Origin of the sequence: Actinosynnema sp. ALI-1.44 (assembly GCF_001984155.1) — a bacterium.
Taxonomy (GTDB): domain Bacteria; phylum Actinomycetota; class Actinomycetes; order Mycobacteriales; family Pseudonocardiaceae; genus Kibdelosporangium.
Window position 1 is genome coordinate 548,875 of the sequence record NZ_MTQO01000054.1, and the last position, 19,284, is coordinate 568,158.

The following is a 19,284-nucleotide window of genomic DNA, read 5'->3' on the forward strand; positions in this document are numbered from 1 at the left end:
GTGCTCATGGCCCGGTACACGCTGCCCGATACACCGATCGCGGCGGCGACGGCTGACATCGGCCACGTGGCGGTGGATCTGGCGTTGACGTTGAGCGGGAACGTCGTGGTGACGTCCACCGACCAGGCCGCCGCCGAGCCCGAGGTGCTCGACCGGATCAGCGAAGGCATGTTCATCAGCGGTCTCGGCACCGACGCGCCGAGCATCACCTGCCCGGCGAGTCACCGTTTCGTACAGCGGGGCACCACGTACGCCGAACCCGCGACGATGATCTTCCACGGGGACGGCATGATCGACTTCGCCCACGACGGTGCGACCGCCACAGGCACCTTCGCCTACCGGCTTGCCGTCACGGTCACCCCGCACAACGGCGAGCCCGCTCACGTGAGCAGTTCCGAGCAGTGGTTCACGTACAACGGCGGAACGCTCGCGTCGATCGGCGCGATCGTGCTGATCGGCGAACGCCTCGGAGCCCTTGACTAGGCTAAGGCGTCTCCCAGACCCGGCGCGGGTTCCTGCGGGAGTTGGTCGCGGCCTCCGGCAGCACCGGCACGCTGACGTTCATCACGAACGCGGCCCGTGCGGGCATCCCGAGGCTGGTCCACAGCGAGCCCGGCCCGGTGTTGGCGATCTTGAGGTAGACGGGCTGGTCGGTCACGGCAAGCGCCGCGGGCATGCAGTCGTCGGGCAGCGTGCCGGAGAACATCGCGGTGCGCAGCGCCCGGTCGAGCAGCCGGTGTTCCTCGTGGATCTTCTCCGCCCGTGCCGTGACCAGGTAGGACAGTTCACACCGGCGCACCGGCTCGCCCTGCGGCGGCGCACCGGTGTCGTCCTGCAGCCCGAACAGGAACAGGTCGATGGTGTTCGACGGCCGCTCGGTCTGCCACGTCGGCTTCGGCGGATCGAGCCGCACGACGGTGCCCTCCGGCATCTGTCTGCCGAACAGGCGGCACAGCGCGTCGTCCACTTCGGTGATCACGGCTTCGCTCGTCCATTTCCGAAAAGCCCCGCCGAGGCGGGGCTTTCCACACACCGTCGATGAATCAGATCAGGCCTTCACGCAGCGCGTACGCCACCGCGTGCGAGCGGTTGCGCAGCTGGAACCGGTTGGTCACGTCGTGCAGGATGCTCTTGACCGTGCGCTGCGAGTAGCACAGCTGGTCAGCGATTTCCTTAGTGGACAGTCCATTCGCGACCAGCTTGAGCACCTCGGTCTCCCGGTTGGTGATCCCGGCGAGGTGCAGCCCGCGCGGCTCGAGCACGTGCCGCTGCAGCCGGGAGACCCGGTTGAGCAGCCTGCCCAGCATGTCCGGCGGGAGCGCGCCCTCGCCCGACGCCGCGGCCTTGACCAGGCGCACCAGCACATCCGGTGTGGTCTCCGAACGGCGGGCCACCGCGCAGACGCCGCCTTCGACGGCGGTGAGGATCTCGGCGTCCTCCAGTTCACCCGCGATCAACACGATCCGGGTGAAGCCGCGGACCTGCAGCGTGCGCAGCAGTTGGCTGCCACGCTCGTCGAACCGGTCGGTAACAACCAGGGCAACAGCGTCCTGGGTCGCCGATTCCTCGTCGACGAGCCAGATCTCCGGCCGCGTCCGCAGGGCCATGTGCACGCCGTTCTGCAGAATGGGGTCGGTGGCTCGGACGACGACTGGAGTGCGACGCTGCTCGTGCATTTCGTTCTCTCTCCCCGCTGAGTGCCGACCGTCCCCAATTCGTCCGGCACGTCTTGAACTTTCGACTGCACACAGCCTGCCCGAAGGGGCGTCCCGGCCACATGGGACCGATGTCCCGTTGTTGCCCGACCGGGCACACCCGCGCCCGGGTACCAACTCCTAGCGCAATGACCCAGTCGGGCAAGGAAAAACGCAACCGAGACCGGCTCGTTACGCAAATCCCGTAACGAGTCCTTTTGCGACAGTGACGGCTCAGCCGAGCCCGGCGTTGCGGGCCCGGACGATCGCCTGCGCCCGGTCGGCGACGTGCAGCTTGGTGAAAATGCTGGACACGTGGTTGCGCACGGTCTTCGGGCTCAGCGAGAGGTCACGCGCGATGGTCGCGTTGCTGTGCCCTTCGGCGATCAGCGCGAGCACTTCCCGCTCCCTGCTCGTGAGTTCGGGAAAGACCGGGTCGTTGCTGGGCGGCGGGGTGTTGAAGTAGCCGAGCACCCGGGTGGCGATGTCCGGGCCGAAGATCGCCTCACCGCGGCCGACGCCGTGCACCGCGCGCACGATCTGGTCCTGGCCTGCGCCTTTGAGCAGGTAGCCGCGTGCGCCCGCGCGCATCGCGGCGAACACCGACTCGCTGTCGTCGAACATCGTCAGCACGAGCACGCCGGTGCCGGGCAGTTCGGTGACGATCTGCCTGGTCGCCTCGATCCCGCTGATGTCGGGCAGGTGCAGGTCCATCACGACCACGTCCGGCCGCAGCGCCTTGGCCGCGCTGACCGCGTCCAGCCCGGTCGCCGCCTCACCGACCACCTCGGTCCCCGGGACGTCGGCGAGCACGGTGCACAGCCCGAACCGGAACAGCGGGTGATCGTCAACCACCATGACCCGGAGCGGATCCATCACCTTTACCCGCCTTCCTTCGGCAGCGGCAACGTGGCGCGCACCTTGGTGCCACCGCCGTTGCCCGCTGACACGACACAGTCGCCGCCCAGTTCGGTCGCCCGTTCGCGCATCGACCATAACCCGACGCCGGTTGCCGGCTGCTCGGGCAGCCCGATTCCGTCGTCGACGACCTCGATGTGCAGGTCGTCGTCCACCCACAGGCGGACCGCGCAGGACCGGGCCGCGGCGTGACGGGTCACGTTCGTCAGCGCTTCGGACACGATCCGGTACGCGGCGACATCCACGGTCGCCGGCAGCCTCGGCATGCTTATCGGCACTTCCAACTTGATCGTCACGCCCTGATCGTCGGCGCGTGTCGAGATCGCCTTCGCGTAGGCCCTGATGGCGCCGACCAGGCCGATCCGGTCGAGCTCCGGGGGCCGCAGCCCGTGCGCCAGCCTGCGGATCTCGTTGATCGCCCCGTCCAGCTCCTCCTGCAGGGTGCTGAGCAGTTCGCCCTGCGTGGACCCGGGTCCGATCGCCTTGCGGCACGCGTGCAGCCCCAACGAGATCGCCGCGAGCGTCGGCCCGACGCCGTCGTGCAGGTCGTGCAGCAACCGCCTGCGCTCCTCCTCACGGGCCTGTACGACGTTGTCGCGGCTGCGCCGCAAGTCCCGGGTCAGCCGGGCGGTGTACACGGCCGCGCCCGCGTGCCTGGCGACCTCGGCGAGTACCAACCTGTCCCGGCGTCCCAGGACTTCCCGGGAAGTCCTGGGTGCGACGGCCAGCTGCCCGACCACTTCGCCCTGGTAGGACAGGGGCAGCCGGAACAGCTCGCCGCCGGCCTCGCCGAACGTGGCCACGTGCTCGTTGGGCGCCCCGGCCGGTCCCAGGATCTCGATCGCCACATAGGGCAGCCGCAGCGCGCTGCCGATCGTCTCGACCAACGCGGGCAACGTCTCGTTGGGTGCCCTCGTCTCCTCCAGCCGCGCGGCGAGCGTGGACACCACGCGGTACGGGTCGTGCGCGTCGCCGAAAAGCCGCTTGTTGATCACCGACTGCAGCCGGGATCGGAGAGGCTGCACCAGGACCGCGACGCAGGCAGCGGCCGCTGCCTGCTGCCACAGCTCGTCCAGCGGCGGAAACAGCAGCGACAGCAGGCTGACCAGTCCGATGTAGAGGCCGATCGTGCCTGCCGACAACGCGCCGTAGACCAGCGAACGGCTGACGACGACCTCGATGTTCAGCGCCCGGTAGCGCAGGATCGCCGCGGCGACGCCGATCGGCGCGGGCAGGAACGCCAGCGTGTGCAGTTCGCTGGGCAGCAGCGTCCGGCCGATGAGCGCTTCGGGGACGGCGAAGAACACCGAGTACAGCAACGCGCCGCCGCCGAGCGACCAGACGACCCAGCGCATTCTGAGGCGGTCCAGTTCGTCCTGCGCCGTGCGGTAGCGGACCACCAGCGTGACCAGGATCAGCAGGGGATAGATGTAGAGGACCGGCAACACGGGCGAAGCGAGCAGGCTGAACCGGCTGAGCGGGTCGCCTGCGAACTGCCACGCGTACAGCGCCATCAGGCCGTAGAGCACGACCGGGCCGAGATAACTCGCCGCGACCTGCTTGCGGAACGCGTTCTTGTTGTAGACCGTGGGGAACGCGATCGTCATGTGCAGGGTCGCGGCCCACAGCACCATGAAGCTGGCCTCGCCCGTGAACCACCGCCAGAACTGGCCGCCTGCCACGAGATCGATCGCCTCCAGTTGGAAGTGCGTCGACCCGCTCGAGGTGATGAAGCTCAGCGCCGAGGTCAGCAGCGCGGCCTGGGCGGCCGGATCCTTCGGCCGCGCCGTGAAAATCCCGGCCGCGACGATCAGAATTACCGCGAGGACAAGCAAAGTGGGCCAGTTCTTCCCGACAGCGTCCGCGATCGGGAAAGGTTTCAGTGTTTTCCAGACATCCACCCGCTGCCCGTCGCGGCGCAGTTCGTAGCGCACGACGTCACCCACCGCGGCCGCCGGGCCGCCGACTCCGTCGACGACCATGTCCCGCACCGGTTTCCCGTTGATCGAGACGACCTCGTCGCCCGCCCGGAACAGCCCATCATCGGTCGTTTTCCGGATGACGACGGCGTCGAACGACACCGCCTGATCACCGATGTTGATCACGGTACCGTCGGACGGGCTCGTGGCCCTGCTCAGCACACACCAGCCGGACGCGGCAAGCAGTGCGAACGCGAGCACCAGGCACGCGGCGGGCACACGCCACGCGCCCGCCAAGTCGGACACAGCCAGATCATTCCGCATGGCCGACAGGGCCGACGAATGTCTACCCCTTTGGGTCAGTGCTCGGCTGCTCGACGTCCACCGGGTCGGCGGCCTTCGGCTCCTCGTACTCCGGTTCGAGAACCCGGATCACCGGGACACCCATCGGGGGCGTTTCGGGTTCGTCGCCCCGCTTGGCGAGCTTCGGCACGAGCATCAGCACGATCGCGCCGATGCCGATCACCACGGAACCCAGCAACATCCAGACACCGAGCCCATTGGTCTGCTCGACCAGGTTGACGTCGTCCTCGTCGCCCCCGGACGTGAACGTCCGGAAGAAGAGGAACACGACCGTGAGCGAACCGGCGAGCACGCCCACGCCGCCGGTGCCGATCAGCCGGGCGGCCAGCACCGGGCCGCTGGCCGGGTGCAGCCGGGTCGAGATCACCCCGAGCAGCCCGGCCACGAGCAGCAACGCGGCGCCGACGGCCACGGGCACACCGAACATCGGGAAGAACTCGAACGCTCGGTTGTCCGCGCCCCACAGCGTGTACGAGGTCGTGGCACGACGGGACGACGTCCCGGTCGGGTCCCCGAAGCTGTTGTTGAACTCGAGGAGCGGCATGAAGGAACCGACCGCCGTCAGAACGGCCGCGAGGATCCACACACCGGAGCCGATCTGCCGCAAACGGGCGACGGGCCACTGGGCCGGTACGGTCATTTGTCCTCTCCGTCGAGCTTTCGGGAGATCGTTCCGGGTTCCGGCACGGGCGGCGGTTCGATCGGTGGTTCGGTCTGGACGGGTACGCCATAGCTTGGCGTCTCCGGTTCCCAGCGTTGCGGTTGGGGCTGTTGTTGTACCTGCGGCTGGGCTGCGGGCATCCGGACCGGCTGCATCGGCGGGTGCGTGGGTTGGTAGTACGGCGGCGGTGCGTGCACGGGCCGGACGCGCTCCGCCAACGCCAGGACGAGGGCGAACAGCGCGATGACGGTCGCCGCGGTGACCAGGATGAGCCCGGTGCCGACCTCGACCCGTGTCGGGTCGTCCGAGGACTCGGGCGTGATCATGCCGACGTACCAGGTCAGTGTGGAGTCGACCAGGACGCCGGTGCCGAAGGCACCCGACACGATCGCGCCCCACCGGCGGGCGGACAACAACGCGACCAGACACGCCACCACCAGCAGGACGGCCGCCAGTATCACGGGGACACCGAAGTAGGTGGTCGTGACGACGGGCTCGTCGTTGGGGCCGTCGGTGCGGCTCTGCCAGTACCCGGAGTCGAACCGGAAGTCGCGTTGGTAGAGCCGGGAGTACACGACGGGGAACGTGGATCCGACCCCGAGCCCGGCCGCGACCAGCCACAACACCCCGGAGACCAGGCGTAAGGGTGACCGCCGCGCGGGCGGCGGGGAGAAGTCGGTCATGCCTAGATCCTGCCACCGGCGGACCGCACACGAATATTTTTCGCCCTCGGGCGTCATAGTGCGGGCGCGGTCGTGTCTTTCAGGGTGTTGGTCGGCCCGAGCGAGGGCCGGGCCGACCAACATCGTGGTAAGCGGCGGCGGCGATGGCCTTCCATTCGTCGAGCAGCCGCGCCCGCCTGGCCGGGTCGCCGCCGATCATCGCGTCGAGCGCGAGGCCCCTGGTGAGGTTCACCGTCAGCCAGTAGAGCGTCTCCAGCTTCTCGTCCGGCACGTCGACGCCCGCCGCGTCGCGGTAGATCTCCAGCGTGGAACGACCCAGCGCGCGGTCGACCGGGAGCATCGACCGCCGCAGTTCGTCGTCGGTGCGCGCGGCCACCCACAGTTCCAGTGCCGCCGTGGACAGCTCGCCGGAGAACCCGCGCCAGAGCAGGTCGATCGCCTCGTGGACGCGCTCCGGCCCCGGCGGGGCCTGCAGCGAGCCGCTGACCTCGTCGCGCAGGCGTTGGAAGAGGTGCTCGACGGCCGCGGCCATCAGTTCGGCCTTGGTGGTGAAGTGGTGCTGCTGCGCGCCGCGTGACACCCCGGCGCGGCGACAGATCTCGTGCACGGTGGTGCCGGAGTAGCCGAGGTCGACGAGGCATTCGACGGTGGCGTCGAGCAGCGCGCTCCTCGTGCGCTCACGGCGCTCCTGCTGGGTGCGCGCCTGTCTCGCCGCCGGTGGTGCCTCTGGGGACATGCCGGGCACTTTACATGCAGTCCTGCACGCATGTACCTTCCGAATGGAATGTTTTCCGGGGAGAGGCGCGGACATGACCTGGCTCGACGACGACCTGACTGCCTTCCGTGAGCTGGCCCGCTCGTTCTGCGAGAAGGAGCTCACTCCCCACCAGGAGCGCTGGGCGGAGGCCAAGCAAGTCGACCGCGAGCTGTGGACGAAGGCGGGCGCGGTCGGCCTGCTCAACCTGAGCGTCCCCGAGGAGTACGGCGGTGGCGGCGGCACCTTCGCGCACGAGGCCATCCTGCTGCAGGAGCAGGCGCGGGCCGGGGACGACGCGTGGGGTGTGGCCGTCCACAGTGGAATCGTCGCGCACTACGTGCTGGCCTACGGCACCGAGGAGCAGAAGCAGCGCTGGCTGCCCAGGCTGGCGTCCGGCGAACTGGTCGGCGCGATCGCGATGACCGAGCCGGGCACCGGATCGGACCTGCAGAGCATCAAGACGAAGGCGATCCGCACCGGCGACACCTACGTGGTCAACGGATCCAAGACGTTCATCACCAACGGCGCGCAGGCCGGGCTGATCATCGTCGCGGCGAAGACCAACCCGGAGGAGAAGGCGGCGGGCGTGTCCCTCGTCGTCGTGGAAACCGAAGGGGTGGAAGGCTTCCGGCGCGGCCGGGTGCTCGACAAGATCGGCATGAAGGGCCAGGACACCTCCGAGCTGTACTTCGACAACGTGACCATCCCCGCCGCGAACCTGCTCGGTGAGGCGGAAGGCCAGGGCTTCATCCAGCTGATGCAGCAGCTGCCGCAGGAGCGGCTGGTGATCGGCGTGACCGCGGTCGCGGCGATGGAACTCGCTGTGCAGCAGACGATCCAGTACACCAAGGAGCGAACGGCGTTCGGCCGTCCGCTGTTCGGTTTCCAGAACACCAAGTTCGTGCTCGCCGACGCGGCGACCGAGGTCGCGGTCAGCAAGGCGTTCCTCGACCAGGCGATCACCCGGCACCTCAAGGGCGAACTGGACGTCAACGGCGCGGCGATGGTCAAGATGTGGACGACCGAGCGCCTCGGCAAGGTCGTGGACGACTGCCTGCAGCTGTTCGGCGGCTACGGCTACATGAACGAGTACCCGATCGCCAAGGCGTGGACGGCGGCACGCGTCCAGCGCATCTTCGGCGGCACAACGGAGATCATGAAGGAGATCATCGCCCGCACGCTGTAGACGCGACAGCCGGATCCGCCGTCCGGGCGCCAAGTGGGACAGGGGTTTGGCGCGGATGGCTTCGTCGGCTTCATCCCATGCGTCCCACAGGTCCTGGAACGGGCCGAGCTGGTTCATCGTGCCTCCGTGTCTGCGTGTTCGCGACTGACGGTGAACGGACGGCTCGTCCGCCGGGATGAAAGTCGCCGACGCCGGTCCGGTAACCCGGTCGGGCGGTGTTGGCGCTGGTGTCCGGCGTGTCGCTGGACGACTCGCCGCGTTGGTCCGATCCGGTTGAACCATGCGTAGTCGTGCGTGTTCGTAGCGTGAAATCTAGGCCAATCAGGGTCTTCCCCTAATGGGTGATTACGGGGTGTGTCCGTCTGCACGGGGAAGCGTTGCCCCCGTAGAGTGATGGCGGTCAGTTTCCGTGTCCGGGGTCAGGGCCGGTGCGGAACCTGGAGGGGTGCGAGCGGACGGAGTCAAGGCCGGTGAATCTCAAGAAGATACTCCTGCTGGCAGTGGTTGCGCTGCTGGTGTTTTACCTGATCACACAGCCGACGCAGTCGGCGAACGCGGTGCAGTCGGTGCTGGGCTGGCTGCGCGACGGGGCCGAAGCGATCATCACGTTTGTCAAGAGCCTGTTCGCTTAATGACGCTGAGTCACAGGTAGCGCCGAAGAGCGATCCATCTTGGACCGTCCGGGTGGATTATGGGGAATAAGTCCAGGTGGCGAGATTGATGATGAGTCAACTCTGGATTCTTGACCCCGTCCGCCCCTACGGTCTTCGGCAACGAGTGATCATCGCCCCCACAGGAGGCACGCATGGTCGACGACCACGGGGTCGACGCTTTGGTTCGGCAGTGGACGGCTGAGCGTTCGCAGGACGCGGAAGCGGAGGAGATCAATCGGATTGCCTCGACGTGGCTCGCCGAGGGACCGGTAACCGCTTCTCAACCGGGTATCCCGGGTCAGCGGTCCAGGGGCGGTGCCAAGTCGTGGGTGTCCGTGCAGTCGGCCGACCCGCGCTACACCGAGGCGATGGCCAAGCGCCTGCCCGGTGTGCCCCAGGACCTGGTCGCCTCGGCGGCGGGCTACTGGCAGATGGTCGGCGGGCTCGCCGAAGCCGAGCAGTGGTGGGACGCGGGCATCAGCCCGCTGGACCAGCGCGCGCTCGACTACCGCGCGGCCGGTCTGGCGCCGTCCGACCTGAGCCGCAGGCTCGGGCCGCTGACGGTGCTCGAGCACCTGCGCCGGGGCAGCGCGCCCGCGTGGTGCGTCGCGCGGCTGCAGCGGCAGCAGCGCAACGGCGTCGCCTGAATCGGGTCGCCTGAATCGGGTCGCCTGATCGGGACGTAACGGGGCTCCGCCCTCGTCGTTGACAACCTGTGGTGGTTGATCGTCGTCGGGGGCTGCTCCTGCGGCTCGCTCTGGTCACGCTCGTGGTCGTACTGGCAGGTGGCGGGGTGTGGCTGTTGACGGCCACGTCGGCTCCGAATGCCGGTCCGGTCACCACGGAAATCCCCGCTCTGCAGGTCCAGGCCGCACCGGTACAGCCCGGCGCGGTCGTTCCCCAGCAGGCGGCGGACAGCGTGCCCCAGGCAACGCCGGGCGTCGATCCGTTGATCGCGTGGGCCAACCAGGTTGCCGCGTCGACGGGCGTCCCGGCTCGAGCGCTGCGCTCGTACGGCAACGCCGAGCTCGTGGTGCGGTCGACCACACCGGGGTGCAGGCTGTCCTGGGCCACTCTGGCGGGCATCGGCCGGATCGAGTCCAACCACGGCCAGTTCGGCGGCGCCCAGCTCGGCCAGGACGGACGGCCGACCAAGCCGGTCATCGGCGTCCCGCTGGACGGCTCGACGGGCGTGCAGCACATCGCGGACACGGACGGCGGTCGCTACGACGGCGACCCGACGCTGGACCGCGCGGTGGGGCCGATGCAGTTCATCCCCTCGACCTGGGCCAAGTGGGCCTCCGACGGCAACGGTGACGGCCGCGGCGACCCGCAGCAGATCGACGACGCGGCGCTGGCCGCCGCTCGCTATCTGTGTGCGGGCGGGCGTGACATGGGCACACCATCGGGCTGGTGGGCTGGCGTCATGTCGTACAACAACTCTGTTCCCTATGGTCAGAAAGTGTTCGGCCTGGCCGACGGTTACGCCAAGCAAGCGCAACGTCGTTGATTTAGGGGCTCACCCAACTGACCTCTCGACCCTATGATGGACGGCACGCCATCGGATAGGGGAGAGGTTCCGAATGACGGAGGGCAACGGCGGCGACAACGGCGTTCTTTGGCCGCTTGTCCGCGCGTTGATGAGGGTAGGTTGTCTCAACGATCTGAGCGGCCGAAACCTGGTGATCAGAATAGTCAGCGACGAACTCGATCACCCGCTGGCCGTCGACGAATACCCGCAGACGACGACACATCTGTTCAGCCTTGTCAACGCCTGCAGACAGCGACCGGACGGATTGTCCACGCTGCTGGTGGTCCTCGAACGACTCGAGCCGGGCTCGACCGCCATGGCGGACGTGCGGCGGGTGATCACCGAAATGATCGTCTACGACACGATCTCCCCGGAAGATCGCAGACAACTGTTCACGCTGCTCAGCGGTGTGGTGATCCCGGATATCGGCGATCTCTACCGCTTCGTCGCCGGTGAGGCGGCGTTGGATCTGCCGGAGCAGACGACATATCAGGAGATGTTCCGCGCGCTGGAGACGCTCAACGCGGCCGTGAGCGGCATCCCGAAACCGATCGTCTTCGTTGAACACCTCGCCAACAGGGTCCGGCTGGACCTCGCGGTCGAGCTGCGTCGCTGGGTCAGTGGTCAGGCCGGAAAACTGGGCCTCGACGCCGAGCTCGGGCAGCTGCGCGAGCAGGTCGTGCCGACCATGATCCACAAGCCGCCGCAGCGCGCGGACGGATATGTGGTGTTTCAGATCGAACGTGCTGGTCCCAGTGGTGACGCCTACCGGATAGCGACATGGAAACAACTCGACATCACCGAGGGGTGGCACCCCGAGCGGGGGCCGGACATCCATGCCACTAGTGTGTCCGAGATGCAATTCCGGGTGGCCGAGGTCATCGAGTCCGTCGAGTCGGAATGGGCCCAGTTCGAGCCGACGATCCGACTCGAGTTCCTCCTCTCCACGGAATTGCTCAACCTGGACGTCGACCAGTGGCAATGGGAAACGGAGTCACGTTTCCCCGAACCCATGGGATGTCGTTTTCTCGTCTCCGTCCGGTCGTTGGAGCGAATGAAAGCGCGTAAATGGCACCGCTCGTGGTACATCCGGTGGAATGAGCTCAAGGCTCAAGTCAGTCAGCACAAAAGCGTCACCAGGGGCGGCGGGTACCAGAATCGCTCGAACGCGCACCAGGCATTGCGGGAACTTGTTTCCTACTTCGAGCGCACACCTACTGTCGTCTCGTTGATTCTCAGCGCGCCGCCGACCGGTGCGACGTACACCGACGAGATTTCCATCGCGCTGCGCGCGGGAATCCCGATGATCATCTGGCACCGCTGGGACTGCGATGCCGAGGAGTTCGGCGCGGCGGTCGACCACATCCTGTACGAGAGCAATGCCCAGCACCTGTTGGACCGGGTGCGGGTGGTGCGGGCGAACGCGTACGCCGACGGTCTGGAGCTGCGGCACGTCGGCAACCAGTTGACGATCTTGTGGGACGACCCCGAGCGGATGGTCATCCCGGAGGGGGTGCCCGCGGCATGACCGAGCAGGACTGGCGGGTCTACACGGGGACCGGTGCGCCGCGTGACGCGCCGGTCGGTGACCTGCCGAAACCGCCGCCGTGGCGGCGGTTCCCCGGGGCGGGGCACGTCGAGTCGCGGCCGGTGGACGACGGTGGCGAGACCTCCCGCCGGATCGGTGCCGCGGTGAACCGCAGGCACCTGTCGACCGATCACGAGGTCGCGATGGTCAACGCGGCGATCTACCTGCGCAGGCCGCTGCTGGTGACCGGGCGGCCGGGGACGGGGAAGTCGAGCCTGGCGTACCTGATCGCGTCCGAGCTGGGGCTGGGGCCTGTGCTGCGGTGGCCGATCGGGTCGCGCACGCTGCTGCGTGACGGCTTGTACTCGTATGACGCGATCGGCCGGGTGCAGGCCGCGAGCGCGCGTGCGCACGAGGAACCGGACATCGGGGAGTTCATTCACCTCGGACCGTTGGGTACGGCGTTGTTGCCCTACGAGATGCCGCGCGTGTTGCTGGTGGACGAGTTGGACAAGGGTGACATCGACCTGCCCAACGATCTGCTGAACGCGTTCGAGGAGGGTGAGTTCCGGCTGGACGAGCTGGTGCGGATCAGCAAGCAGCAGCCGGAGGTCACGGTGATGACCGAGGACTGGGGCGGGACCGCGACCATCACCGGCGGCCGGGTGCAGTGCCGGTCGTTCCCGATCGTGATCATCACCAGCAACGGGGAACGGGAGTTCCCGCCCGCGTTGTTGCGGCGGTGTCTGCAGCTGCACCTGGAGCCGCCCGACGAGCGGCAGCTCGGGGCGATGGTCGCCGCCCAGTTCGGGCCGACCGAAGGGGTCGACGTCGCCCGGCTGATCAGCGATTTCCTGCAGCGCAGCGACGAGCACGGTGGCCTGGCGGCCGATCAGCTGCTCAACGCGGTGCACCTGGCTGTGGAGTTGGTGACGGCGGGTGTGCACCAGCCGTCCGACCCGGAGTGGAAGTCGCTGCTGTCGGCGATCTGGCACCCGCTGCAGAGCAGGGGTGTCTGAGACTGTGAGCGCTCTGCCGTCCGACGAGCCACGAGACCGGGAGCCCGGCCCGATGTGGCGGGTGGCGGCGGGGCCCCGGCCGACCGATCTGACATGGCCGGAACTCCGGGACATCTGGTGGCTGGTGCGGTGCATTCACCGGGACGCCCCGCCGCCGTCGCCCGCCGGTGTCCCGCCGCGCGAGGACGCCCCCGCGATGCCCGACAGCGAACGGCCGGTGGAGCCCGAACCCCGGCGAGACCACAGGCAGCAGGGTCAGTCGCAGCCGGACATCGCGCCGCCCAAACGCAAACAGCCGGAACCCGCCGAACAATGGGCGCCGCGGCGGCGCGAAGCGCTCCGCATGACAATGGCCGACACGTCACGGGCGTCGGCGCCGCTGCCGCTCCCGGTCGTCCCCGGCCTGCGCGATGCTCGTGCCACTGAACAGGCCTTGCGCCCGCTGACGAAACGCGAACCGTCGCCGTGGCTGTCTGTGCTCGACGAGGAGGCGACCGCCCGCCGGGCGGCCGAGGAGAAGATCTGGCTGCCCGAATGGCGACCCGCGCCATGGCGGCGATTCGAGCTGCTGCTGATCGTCGATTCGAGCCCGACACTGGCGATCTGGCAGAGCCTGATCGACGAGTTCGTCGCAGTGCTCGGCCACACGGGGGCGTTCCGGCAGATCCGCGTCCACCGCACGGACTGCTCCCGTCCGACGGGGCTCACCCTGGCGGTGCGGGGCACTGACGTCGAGCGGACCTGGCAGGACGTCGTCGACCGGACCGGGCGTCGTGTGGTCCTGGTGATCACGGATGCCGTCGGCGCGGCCTGGCGGACCGGTGCGGCCGAGCGCCTGGTCGCCGAGTTGGCCGCCCACATGCCCACGGCGATCGTCAACGTGCTCGGCGAACGCCTCTGGAGCTGGGGCGGCTTGTCCCCGTACCGCGCGCACCTGTCGTCACCGACGCCCGGCGCGGCCAACAGCATGCTGCGTGTCGACCCCGCACCCCATGACGGAGTCGTCGTCCCGGTGCTTTCCGCCACGGCGGAGTGGTTGTCCGGTTGGGCAACGCTTGTCGCCGGTGGCGCGACCGAGACCACCGTGATCAACGCGCGCGCCGGCCGGCCCGCGGACGAGGACTACCCGATCGGGATCGCCGAGCCTCGCCTGTCGCCCCGCGAACGAGTGCTGCGCTTCAAGACCTACGCGTCCACCCGAGGCTTCCAGTTGGCCCTGCTGCTCGCCGCGGCGCCGCTGAACCTGCCGATCATCCAGCTCATCGACCACGTGATGCTCGACGGCTCATCGGACATGTCGACGACAGCCGAGGTTCTGCTCGGCGGAATAGTCACACCCACCCCCGCACTGAAATCGGTCACTGACCCGGCCGCGATCGCGTACGAGTTCCACGAGGGCGTCCGCGAAGAACTCCTCGCCATGGGGACACGCGCCGACACGGTCCGTGTCGCCAGAGTCGTGAGTGATGCCTTCGGCGCCGCGGTGCCGATCCTGAAGAGCTTCCGGAACGCGGTCGACTTCCCGTCGACCGCGCCGCTGCCCATCGTGACCGACGAGAATCTCGCTTATCTGAGAATCGAGGCGGCCATTTTGGCGGCGATTTCCGGAAGTCATTACTCCAAGCGATCGCGATCGCTCACCAACGGATTAAACCGATACACCAATGGGGGACCTGATGAGCGTGTTGAGCCGCCACTCGACCCGCGCAGTGCTGAGAATGCACTGTCAAGCCATACCGGCACGGCGCACAGCAGCGGGAGAATCGAGTCGATGATAGCAGCCTCTGTGGAGGGCGAGATGAGTGTTTCCGAAACTCCCATGACTGAACCACGCAGAGGGGCTGTCGTCCGACCGCAAATCTGGGGGAACGTGCCTCTGCGCAACCCGGATTTCGTCGGTCGCGTCGAACTTCTCGACAAATTGCAGGAACGACTGATCGAGCCGGACAACCGGGCGACAGCAGTCCTGCCGGAAGCCTTGCACGGAATGGGCGGCGTCGGTAAGTCGCAGACCGTCGTCGAGTACATCTACCGGCACAGCTCCGAGTACGACGTGATCTGGTGGGTCCCGTCGGAGCAGCTGTCGCAGATCAACGCCAGTTTCGTCGAACTCGCGCGAAAGATGGGCCTGCCCGCGGGCTCCGCGGAGACGGCGCGACCCGAAGTTCTCGAAGCGCTCCGCACCGGCACTCCCTACCAGCGCTGGTTGCTTGTCTTCGACAACGCGGAACACCCGGACGTGGTGAGCCCGTTCATCCCGGCCAGTTCCGGCCACGTGATCGTCACCTCCCGTAACCCGGACTGGGCGGGCGTGGCGCGAACGGTCGAGGTCGACCTGTTCACCCGAAAGGAAAGCATCGACCTGCTCCGCATGCGCGGCGGCGAGATCACCGACGAGGACGCCGACCGTCTCGCGCACGCGTTGGGTGACCTGCCCCTGGCCGTCGAGCAGGCCGCGGCGTGGCGTGGCCAAACAGGCATGCCCGTCGACGAGTACCTGACACTCCTCGACCGCCACCTGACCGATCTTCTCGGCGACGAACGCGCCGCCGAATACGGTGCCCTTGGCTACCAGCGCTCAGTCGCCGCGGCGTGGAACGTCCCACTGCACCGGTTGCGCACCTCGCATCCAGCCGCGCTGCAACTGCTCCAGGTCTGCGCGTTCTTCGGTCCGGAACCGATCGCCCGGAGCCTCTTCACCGGCGGCCGATCCGTCCCGGTACCACCGGAGCTCGCCAATGCCCTGCGTGACCCCATCAAGCTGAACCGCGCGATCCGCGAAATCAGCCGCTACAGCCTCGCCAAGATCGACCACCGCAACAACACCATCCAGTTGCACCGGTTGGTCCAGACAGTGCTGAAGAACCAGCTGTCCGAAAAGGAACAGAACGACATGCGGCACGCCGTGCACGTGTTGCTGGTCAACGGCGACCCGGACGACCCGGTGTCGACCGACGCATGGAAGCGTTACGCGGATCTGTTGCCCCACGCGACGATGTCGAAAGCCATCGAGTGCCAGTCGGATGCCTGGGTACGCAGGTTGATCATCAACCTGGTTCGCTACCTGGTGAGCATCGGTGACTACCGGGTGGCTTTCGACTACGCGCGCGAGGCCATGGACCAGTGGAAACTCGCGTTCGGTGAGAACCATGAAGACACGCTTCAGATGGCCGCACAGCGCAGTGTGGCGCAGCGAATCATGGGTAACTACGACGAAGCGTTCAAGCTGATCGAGGAAACATACAAGCGTGTCAGGGAGACATACGGCGACGAAAGCGAGCTGTACCTGACCGTCGCCGACGCACTCCGAAGCGGTCTTCGAGCGCAGGGACGATTCGTCGAGGAGCTCGAGATGCAGGAGAACATCGTCGAGAAGGCCAAGCACGTGCTCGGCGATGAGGACCCCGCCACACTCCGGTACGCCAACAACCTGGCAGGGAGTCTTCGGCTCAACGGGCAGTTCTTCCGTGCGCGGGAAATCGACCAGGCCACCGGGGACCGGAAGAAGATCGTCCTCGGTGAGGAGCACTCGTCCACATTCCTGACGCTGAACGCGCTGGCGATGGACATCCGCGAATGCGGTGACTACATCGAGGCGTGCCGTGTGCAGGAAGAGCAGCTCGCGCGTCAGCGGATCGTCATCGGCGAGGACCACCCGTCGACGATCGGGGCGATGCGGAACCTGGCAGTCGCTCGGCGAAAGGCCGGTCTGCACAAGGAAGCACGCGAGTTGTCCGAGGAATGCGTGCGCCTGTACCGGCTGAGGCACGGCGACACCCACCTCGACACCATCACCGCGGAAATGGGCCTGTCCGCCGACCTGCGCGTGCTGGGGGACCTTCCCCAGTCCAAGAACCTGGCAGAACACTGCTACCAGCTCTTCGTGCAGACCCACACCGGTCGACACCCGTACACGCTGGTGGCCGCGATCAACCTGGCGGTCACCCTCCGCCTGTTGAAACGGGCCAACGAAGCCAAGGAGATGAACCAGCGAACGCTGGAGGTGCTGCGCGAGGTTTTCGGAAGCGACCATCCGTTTGGCATGGTGTGCGCGACGAACCTGGCCAGCGATCTGGCCGCGATGGGAGACACGGCAGCCGCACACGCGCTGGACGTGGACACTTTCGAGCGCTCCACTCGAGTGCTCGGTGAGAAGCACCCGTCGACCCTCGCTGTCGCCCTGAACCTTTCCATCGACCTGGAAGCACTGGGGAACAAGGAGGAAGCCGCAGTGCTGCACGAGGCGACCATCGCCCACTTCCGCAACGTGCTCGGGGCCGACCACCCGGCGACGCTGGCTGCCGAGCAGTCGATCAGGGCGAACTGCGATACCGACACCATGCAGCTCTGACGTCCTGTGTGGGTCGGTGCCCGGCTACCGTCCGGCACCGACCCAGTCGGCCAGTTCGATCGGGTCCGGCACTGTCCCGACAACGGAAAGAACTTTGTTGGACACGGCGATGACCGTTTCTGGTGTCGTCAGGATCGCTTCCGCTGCGGAAAGTCCACGTGCCTTCAGGGACAGGCCGAGACCAACCCAGCTTGTTGTGTCCTCAGGAGCATTGCGCAACTGCGCCATGTACATCGTCGTGGCCGCGGCGTAGTCGCCTGCCAGATAGGCGGTATCCCCAGGCGTCAGCGTCGCGTGAGCCATCACTTCAGCGAAAGTCGCCGGGGCGGACACCCGTAGCTCCACCAGGTCCATGCGGCTTGACCGGGTGGACGGCCGGGTGTCGGCGACCACTCGGCTCGCGGGCGTGATCGGCCGCGGAACGCCTGCCAGCCAAGCGTTCGCCAGCCGCGCGACATCATCGGGGTCGGGTCGCAGGTGCCGACTACGCCACGCCGCGCGATGGTCGTCAGTGACCTTGGCGACCGCGTCGGCGACATCCGGCGCCACGGGCTGCTGCGCGACGAGTGCGAAGCGGGTGCGCATCGACTCGAGCAACCTGCGCCCCAGCGGGGTGAGCGCTGGCTCATCGCTCAACGAGGCGATCGCTTCCCCGACCTGGTGCCGATGCAGCGCGAAGGTGAAGTGCGCCTGGCCGGCTTGCTGATCCGGGAGCAGATCGCGTTGGACCTGCCAGAACTCCGCAACGCACAGGAACGCCAGCACTCCATGCAGCAATCCGCTCAACGGTCGTGGATCGTCGCGCCACGGCGCGTACAGACCGTCTCGCTGTCCCAGGTCGAACAGTCCGAGAAGGCCGTTCAACTTGGAATGCTGGAACTCGTGCACCAGGGTTTCGGCTACCAGGGTCGCCGATGGTTTCTGTGAAACCGCGACACAGCCGATCGCGACCGAAGACGAGGCCCCCCGGATGGATCCGTCCCCTGGCAAAGGCGTCACCATTCGCAGGCCGACGGAAAGCTCGTACGCGTAGTCCGGGTGCCAGAGCGTCAACAGGTCGAATGCCTCGTCGAGAAGTTTCCGCCACTCCGCGACCCTGACCGCGTCCATTCGCTGCGGTTCCACAGGTCCGGAAAGTTCACGATAAGGGTCACAGTCGTTGATCTCCACCGACAACCGCAAACCGCGTGACTGCGTGGTGTGTCGCCGCACTGGGAAGAAGTAAGGCGAGTCTGGTGTCACCGTCTCCGCCTGCCCTGTGCTCACAACGAAACCGGTTGTGGAGTGGCGCAGATCCACGAAACCGGTTGGGAAAACCGTCGGCAACTCGATGTACCCGACTGTCGGGAGAGTCACAACGCCGTGCACCACAGGAAGTTTGATGTGGCAATGCACTCCGGTTCGGATCGCCATTACAGCCACGAGTGAGTGCAGGTAGCCGAGTTCCGACCACACGGGGATGGAATCCGTCACCTTGCCGTTCAGCCGTCGCAGAATCCTGCTGAGCCAGACACCGGCGGTCGGATGGGTCAGCAGATCCCGCACCACGGCGGGATCACGGCGTTCAGCCGCCGCGACGATGTCCCACAGTGAATCAGTGGAGGTAAGGGGGCCGACCGCCGAGGGATGCTCAGCACAGAAGTCGGCCAGGCCGCGCAGCAGTAGCTTTCTGCCGCTGCACTGAGAGGTCTCCACCGCCGTGATGAATTCCTCGGTGACGCCACCGGAGCACAACTCGTCGAACGCCTGACGGGACAATTGATGAGTCGTGAGCTGGCCAGGCGGCAATCGTAGGGAGTTCATGGTCCTAGCCTGGTGTCGACTATGACTTCTCGTCTTGGACTTGGACGTCGTTGGTGTTCTCAGTGCAGAACGCGACAGCGCGGCGGACCGCGCTCGCCAGTTCCGGAGTTGTCACGTCGCGCAACTCGCGAAATGGCACTGTGCTCAGGTCGATCAGCTCAGATGTGAGATCGGCTGTCGAGATCGTTGTCATGGACGGACCTCCCCGGACTGTCGCC

The 19,284-nt window shown here is 67.1% G+C and carries 17 protein-coding genes; 8 read left to right on the top strand and 9 right to left on the bottom strand.

Features of this window, described 5'->3' with window-relative positions; all coding sequences use genetic code 11:
• Positions 1–6 precede the first annotated feature (6 nt).
• On the top strand, positions 7–483 hold the full coding sequence (locus ALI144C_RS49505) for a hypothetical protein (protein ID WP_143231380.1): 477 nt from the start codon (positions 7–9) through the stop codon (positions 481–483).
• 1 nt (position 484) lies between these two features.
• Here the strand turns inward: ALI144C_RS49505 and ALI144C_RS49510 are convergent, their stop codons facing one another.
• From ALI144C_RS49510 to ALI144C_RS49540, 7 genes are all read right to left on the bottom strand, one after another.
• Positions 485–979 (bottom strand): Pvc16 family protein, encoded by a 495-nt coding sequence (locus ALI144C_RS49510; RefSeq protein WP_076994232.1) that lies wholly within the window; start codon positions 977–979, stop codon positions 485–487.
• A 64-nt stretch (positions 980–1,043) separates the two neighbouring features.
• Positions 1,044–1,676, bottom strand: coding sequence for a response regulator transcription factor (locus tag ALI144C_RS49515; protein ID WP_076994233.1), 633 nt, complete (start codon positions 1,674–1,676; stop codon positions 1,044–1,046).
• A gap of 252 nt (positions 1,677–1,928) precedes the next feature.
• Positions 1,929–2,573, bottom strand: a complete 645-nt coding sequence (locus tag ALI144C_RS49520) for a response regulator (RefSeq protein WP_076994234.1) — start codon at positions 2,571–2,573, stop codon at positions 1,929–1,931.
• A 2-nt stretch (positions 2,574–2,575) separates the two neighbouring features.
• Positions 2,576–4,837, bottom strand: coding sequence for a sensor histidine kinase (locus ALI144C_RS58185; protein ID WP_076994235.1), 2,262 nt, complete (start codon positions 4,835–4,837; stop codon positions 2,576–2,578).
• Positions 4,838–4,877: 40 nt separating this feature from the next.
• Positions 4,878–5,534 (bottom strand): hypothetical protein, encoded by a 657-nt coding sequence (locus ALI144C_RS49530; protein ID WP_076994236.1) that lies wholly within the window; start codon positions 5,532–5,534, stop codon positions 4,878–4,880.
• On the bottom strand, positions 5,531–6,238 hold the full coding sequence (locus ALI144C_RS49535; protein WP_076994237.1) for a hypothetical protein: 708 nt from the start codon (positions 6,236–6,238) through the stop codon (positions 5,531–5,533). The genes ALI144C_RS49530 and ALI144C_RS49535 overlap by 4 nt, the downstream gene beginning before the upstream one ends.
• Positions 6,239–6,317: 79 nt before the next feature.
• A complete protein-coding gene (locus ALI144C_RS49540) occupies positions 6,318–6,974 on the bottom strand; it encodes a TetR/AcrR family transcriptional regulator (protein WP_076994238.1) in 657 nt (218 codons plus the stop codon).
• Between the two features lie 73 nt (positions 6,975–7,047).
• Here ALI144C_RS49540 and ALI144C_RS49545 point away from each other — a divergent pair, with 73 nt between their 5' ends.
• The 7 genes from ALI144C_RS49545 (at position 7,048) to fxsT (ending at position 17,263) form a co-directional block, all read left to right on the top strand.
• On the top strand, positions 7,048–8,181 hold the full coding sequence (locus ALI144C_RS49545) for an acyl-CoA dehydrogenase family protein (protein ID WP_076994239.1): 1,134 nt from the start codon (positions 7,048–7,050) through the stop codon (positions 8,179–8,181).
• A 470-nt stretch (positions 8,182–8,651) separates the two neighbouring features.
• Positions 8,652–8,813, top strand: coding sequence for a hypothetical protein (locus ALI144C_RS56115; RefSeq protein ID WP_168211534.1), 162 nt, complete (start codon positions 8,652–8,654; stop codon positions 8,811–8,813).
• 173 nt (positions 8,814–8,986) lie between these two features.
• Entirely contained in the window at positions 8,987–9,481 is a 495-nt protein-coding gene (locus ALI144C_RS49550; protein WP_076994240.1) for a transcriptional regulator, read from the top strand.
• Between the two features lie 71 nt (positions 9,482–9,552).
• Positions 9,553–10,344, top strand: a complete 792-nt coding sequence (locus ALI144C_RS49555; protein ID WP_237774681.1) for a lytic transglycosylase domain-containing protein — start codon at positions 9,553–9,555, stop codon at positions 10,342–10,344.
• Positions 10,345–10,474: 130 nt separating this feature from the next.
• Entirely contained in the window at positions 10,475–11,893 is a 1,419-nt protein-coding gene (locus ALI144C_RS49560; protein WP_269086754.1) for a VMAP-C domain-containing protein, read from the top strand.
• The gene (locus tag ALI144C_RS49565; protein ID WP_076994243.1) at positions 11,890–12,912 is read left to right on the top strand and encodes an AAA family ATPase; all 1,023 of its coding nucleotides are present in this window, start codon (positions 11,890–11,892) and stop codon (positions 12,910–12,912) included. Before ALI144C_RS49560 ends, ALI144C_RS49565 begins: the two co-directional genes overlap by 4 nt.
• Positions 12,905–17,263, top strand: coding sequence for an FxSxx-COOH system tetratricopeptide repeat protein (fxsT, locus tag ALI144C_RS49570; RefSeq protein WP_143231384.1), 4,359 nt, complete (start codon positions 12,905–12,907; stop codon positions 17,261–17,263). Before ALI144C_RS49565 ends, fxsT begins: the two co-directional genes overlap by 8 nt.
• 24 nt (positions 17,264–17,287) lie before the next feature.
• Here the strand turns inward: fxsT and ALI144C_RS49575 are convergent, their stop codons facing one another.
• On the bottom strand, positions 17,288–19,066 hold the full coding sequence (locus ALI144C_RS49575) for an HEXXH motif domain-containing protein (RefSeq protein ID WP_083754073.1): 1,779 nt from the start codon (positions 19,064–19,066) through the stop codon (positions 17,288–17,290).
• Between the two features lie 19 nt (positions 19,067–19,085).
• Positions 19,086–19,259 (bottom strand): hypothetical protein, encoded by a 174-nt coding sequence (locus ALI144C_RS56120; protein WP_168211535.1) that lies wholly within the window; start codon positions 19,257–19,259, stop codon positions 19,086–19,088.
• Positions 19,260–19,284: the final 25 nt, after the last annotated feature.

Excerpts from the sequence above, each read along its gene's own strand:
- ALI144C_RS49505 (WP_143231380.1), top strand. The coding sequence starts at position 7 with ATGGCCCGGTACACGCTGCCCGATACACCGATCGCGGCGGCGACGGCT.
- ALI144C_RS49515 (WP_076994233.1), bottom strand. The coding sequence starts at position 1,676 with ATGCACGAGCAGCGTCGCACTCCAGTCGTCGTCCGAGCCACCGACCCC.
- ALI144C_RS49530 (WP_076994236.1), bottom strand. The coding sequence starts at position 5,534 with ATGACCGTACCGGCCCAGTGGCCCGTCGCCCGTTTGCGGCAGATCGGC.
- ALI144C_RS49535 (WP_076994237.1), bottom strand. The coding sequence starts at position 6,238 with ATGACCGACTTCTCCCCGCCGCCCGCGCGGCGGTCACCCTTACGCCTG.
- ALI144C_RS49540 (WP_076994238.1), bottom strand. The coding sequence starts at position 6,974 with ATGTCCCCAGAGGCACCACCGGCGGCGAGACAGGCGCGCACCCAGCAG.
- ALI144C_RS49545 (WP_076994239.1), top strand. The coding sequence starts at position 7,048 with ATGACCTGGCTCGACGACGACCTGACTGCCTTCCGTGAGCTGGCCCGC.
- ALI144C_RS49550 (WP_076994240.1), top strand. The coding sequence starts at position 8,987 with ATGGTCGACGACCACGGGGTCGACGCTTTGGTTCGGCAGTGGACGGCT.
- ALI144C_RS49560 (WP_269086754.1), top strand. The coding sequence starts at position 10,475 with ATGAGGGTAGGTTGTCTCAACGATCTGAGCGGCCGAAACCTGGTGATC.
- ALI144C_RS49565 (WP_076994243.1), top strand. The coding sequence starts at position 11,890 with ATGACCGAGCAGGACTGGCGGGTCTACACGGGGACCGGTGCGCCGCGT.
- ALI144C_RS49575 (WP_083754073.1), bottom strand. The coding sequence starts at position 19,066 with ATGAACTCCCTACGATTGCCGCCTGGCCAGCTCACGACTCATCAATTG.
- ALI144C_RS56120 (WP_168211535.1), bottom strand. The coding sequence starts at position 19,259 with ATGACAACGATCTCGACAGCCGATCTCACATCTGAGCTGATCGACCTG.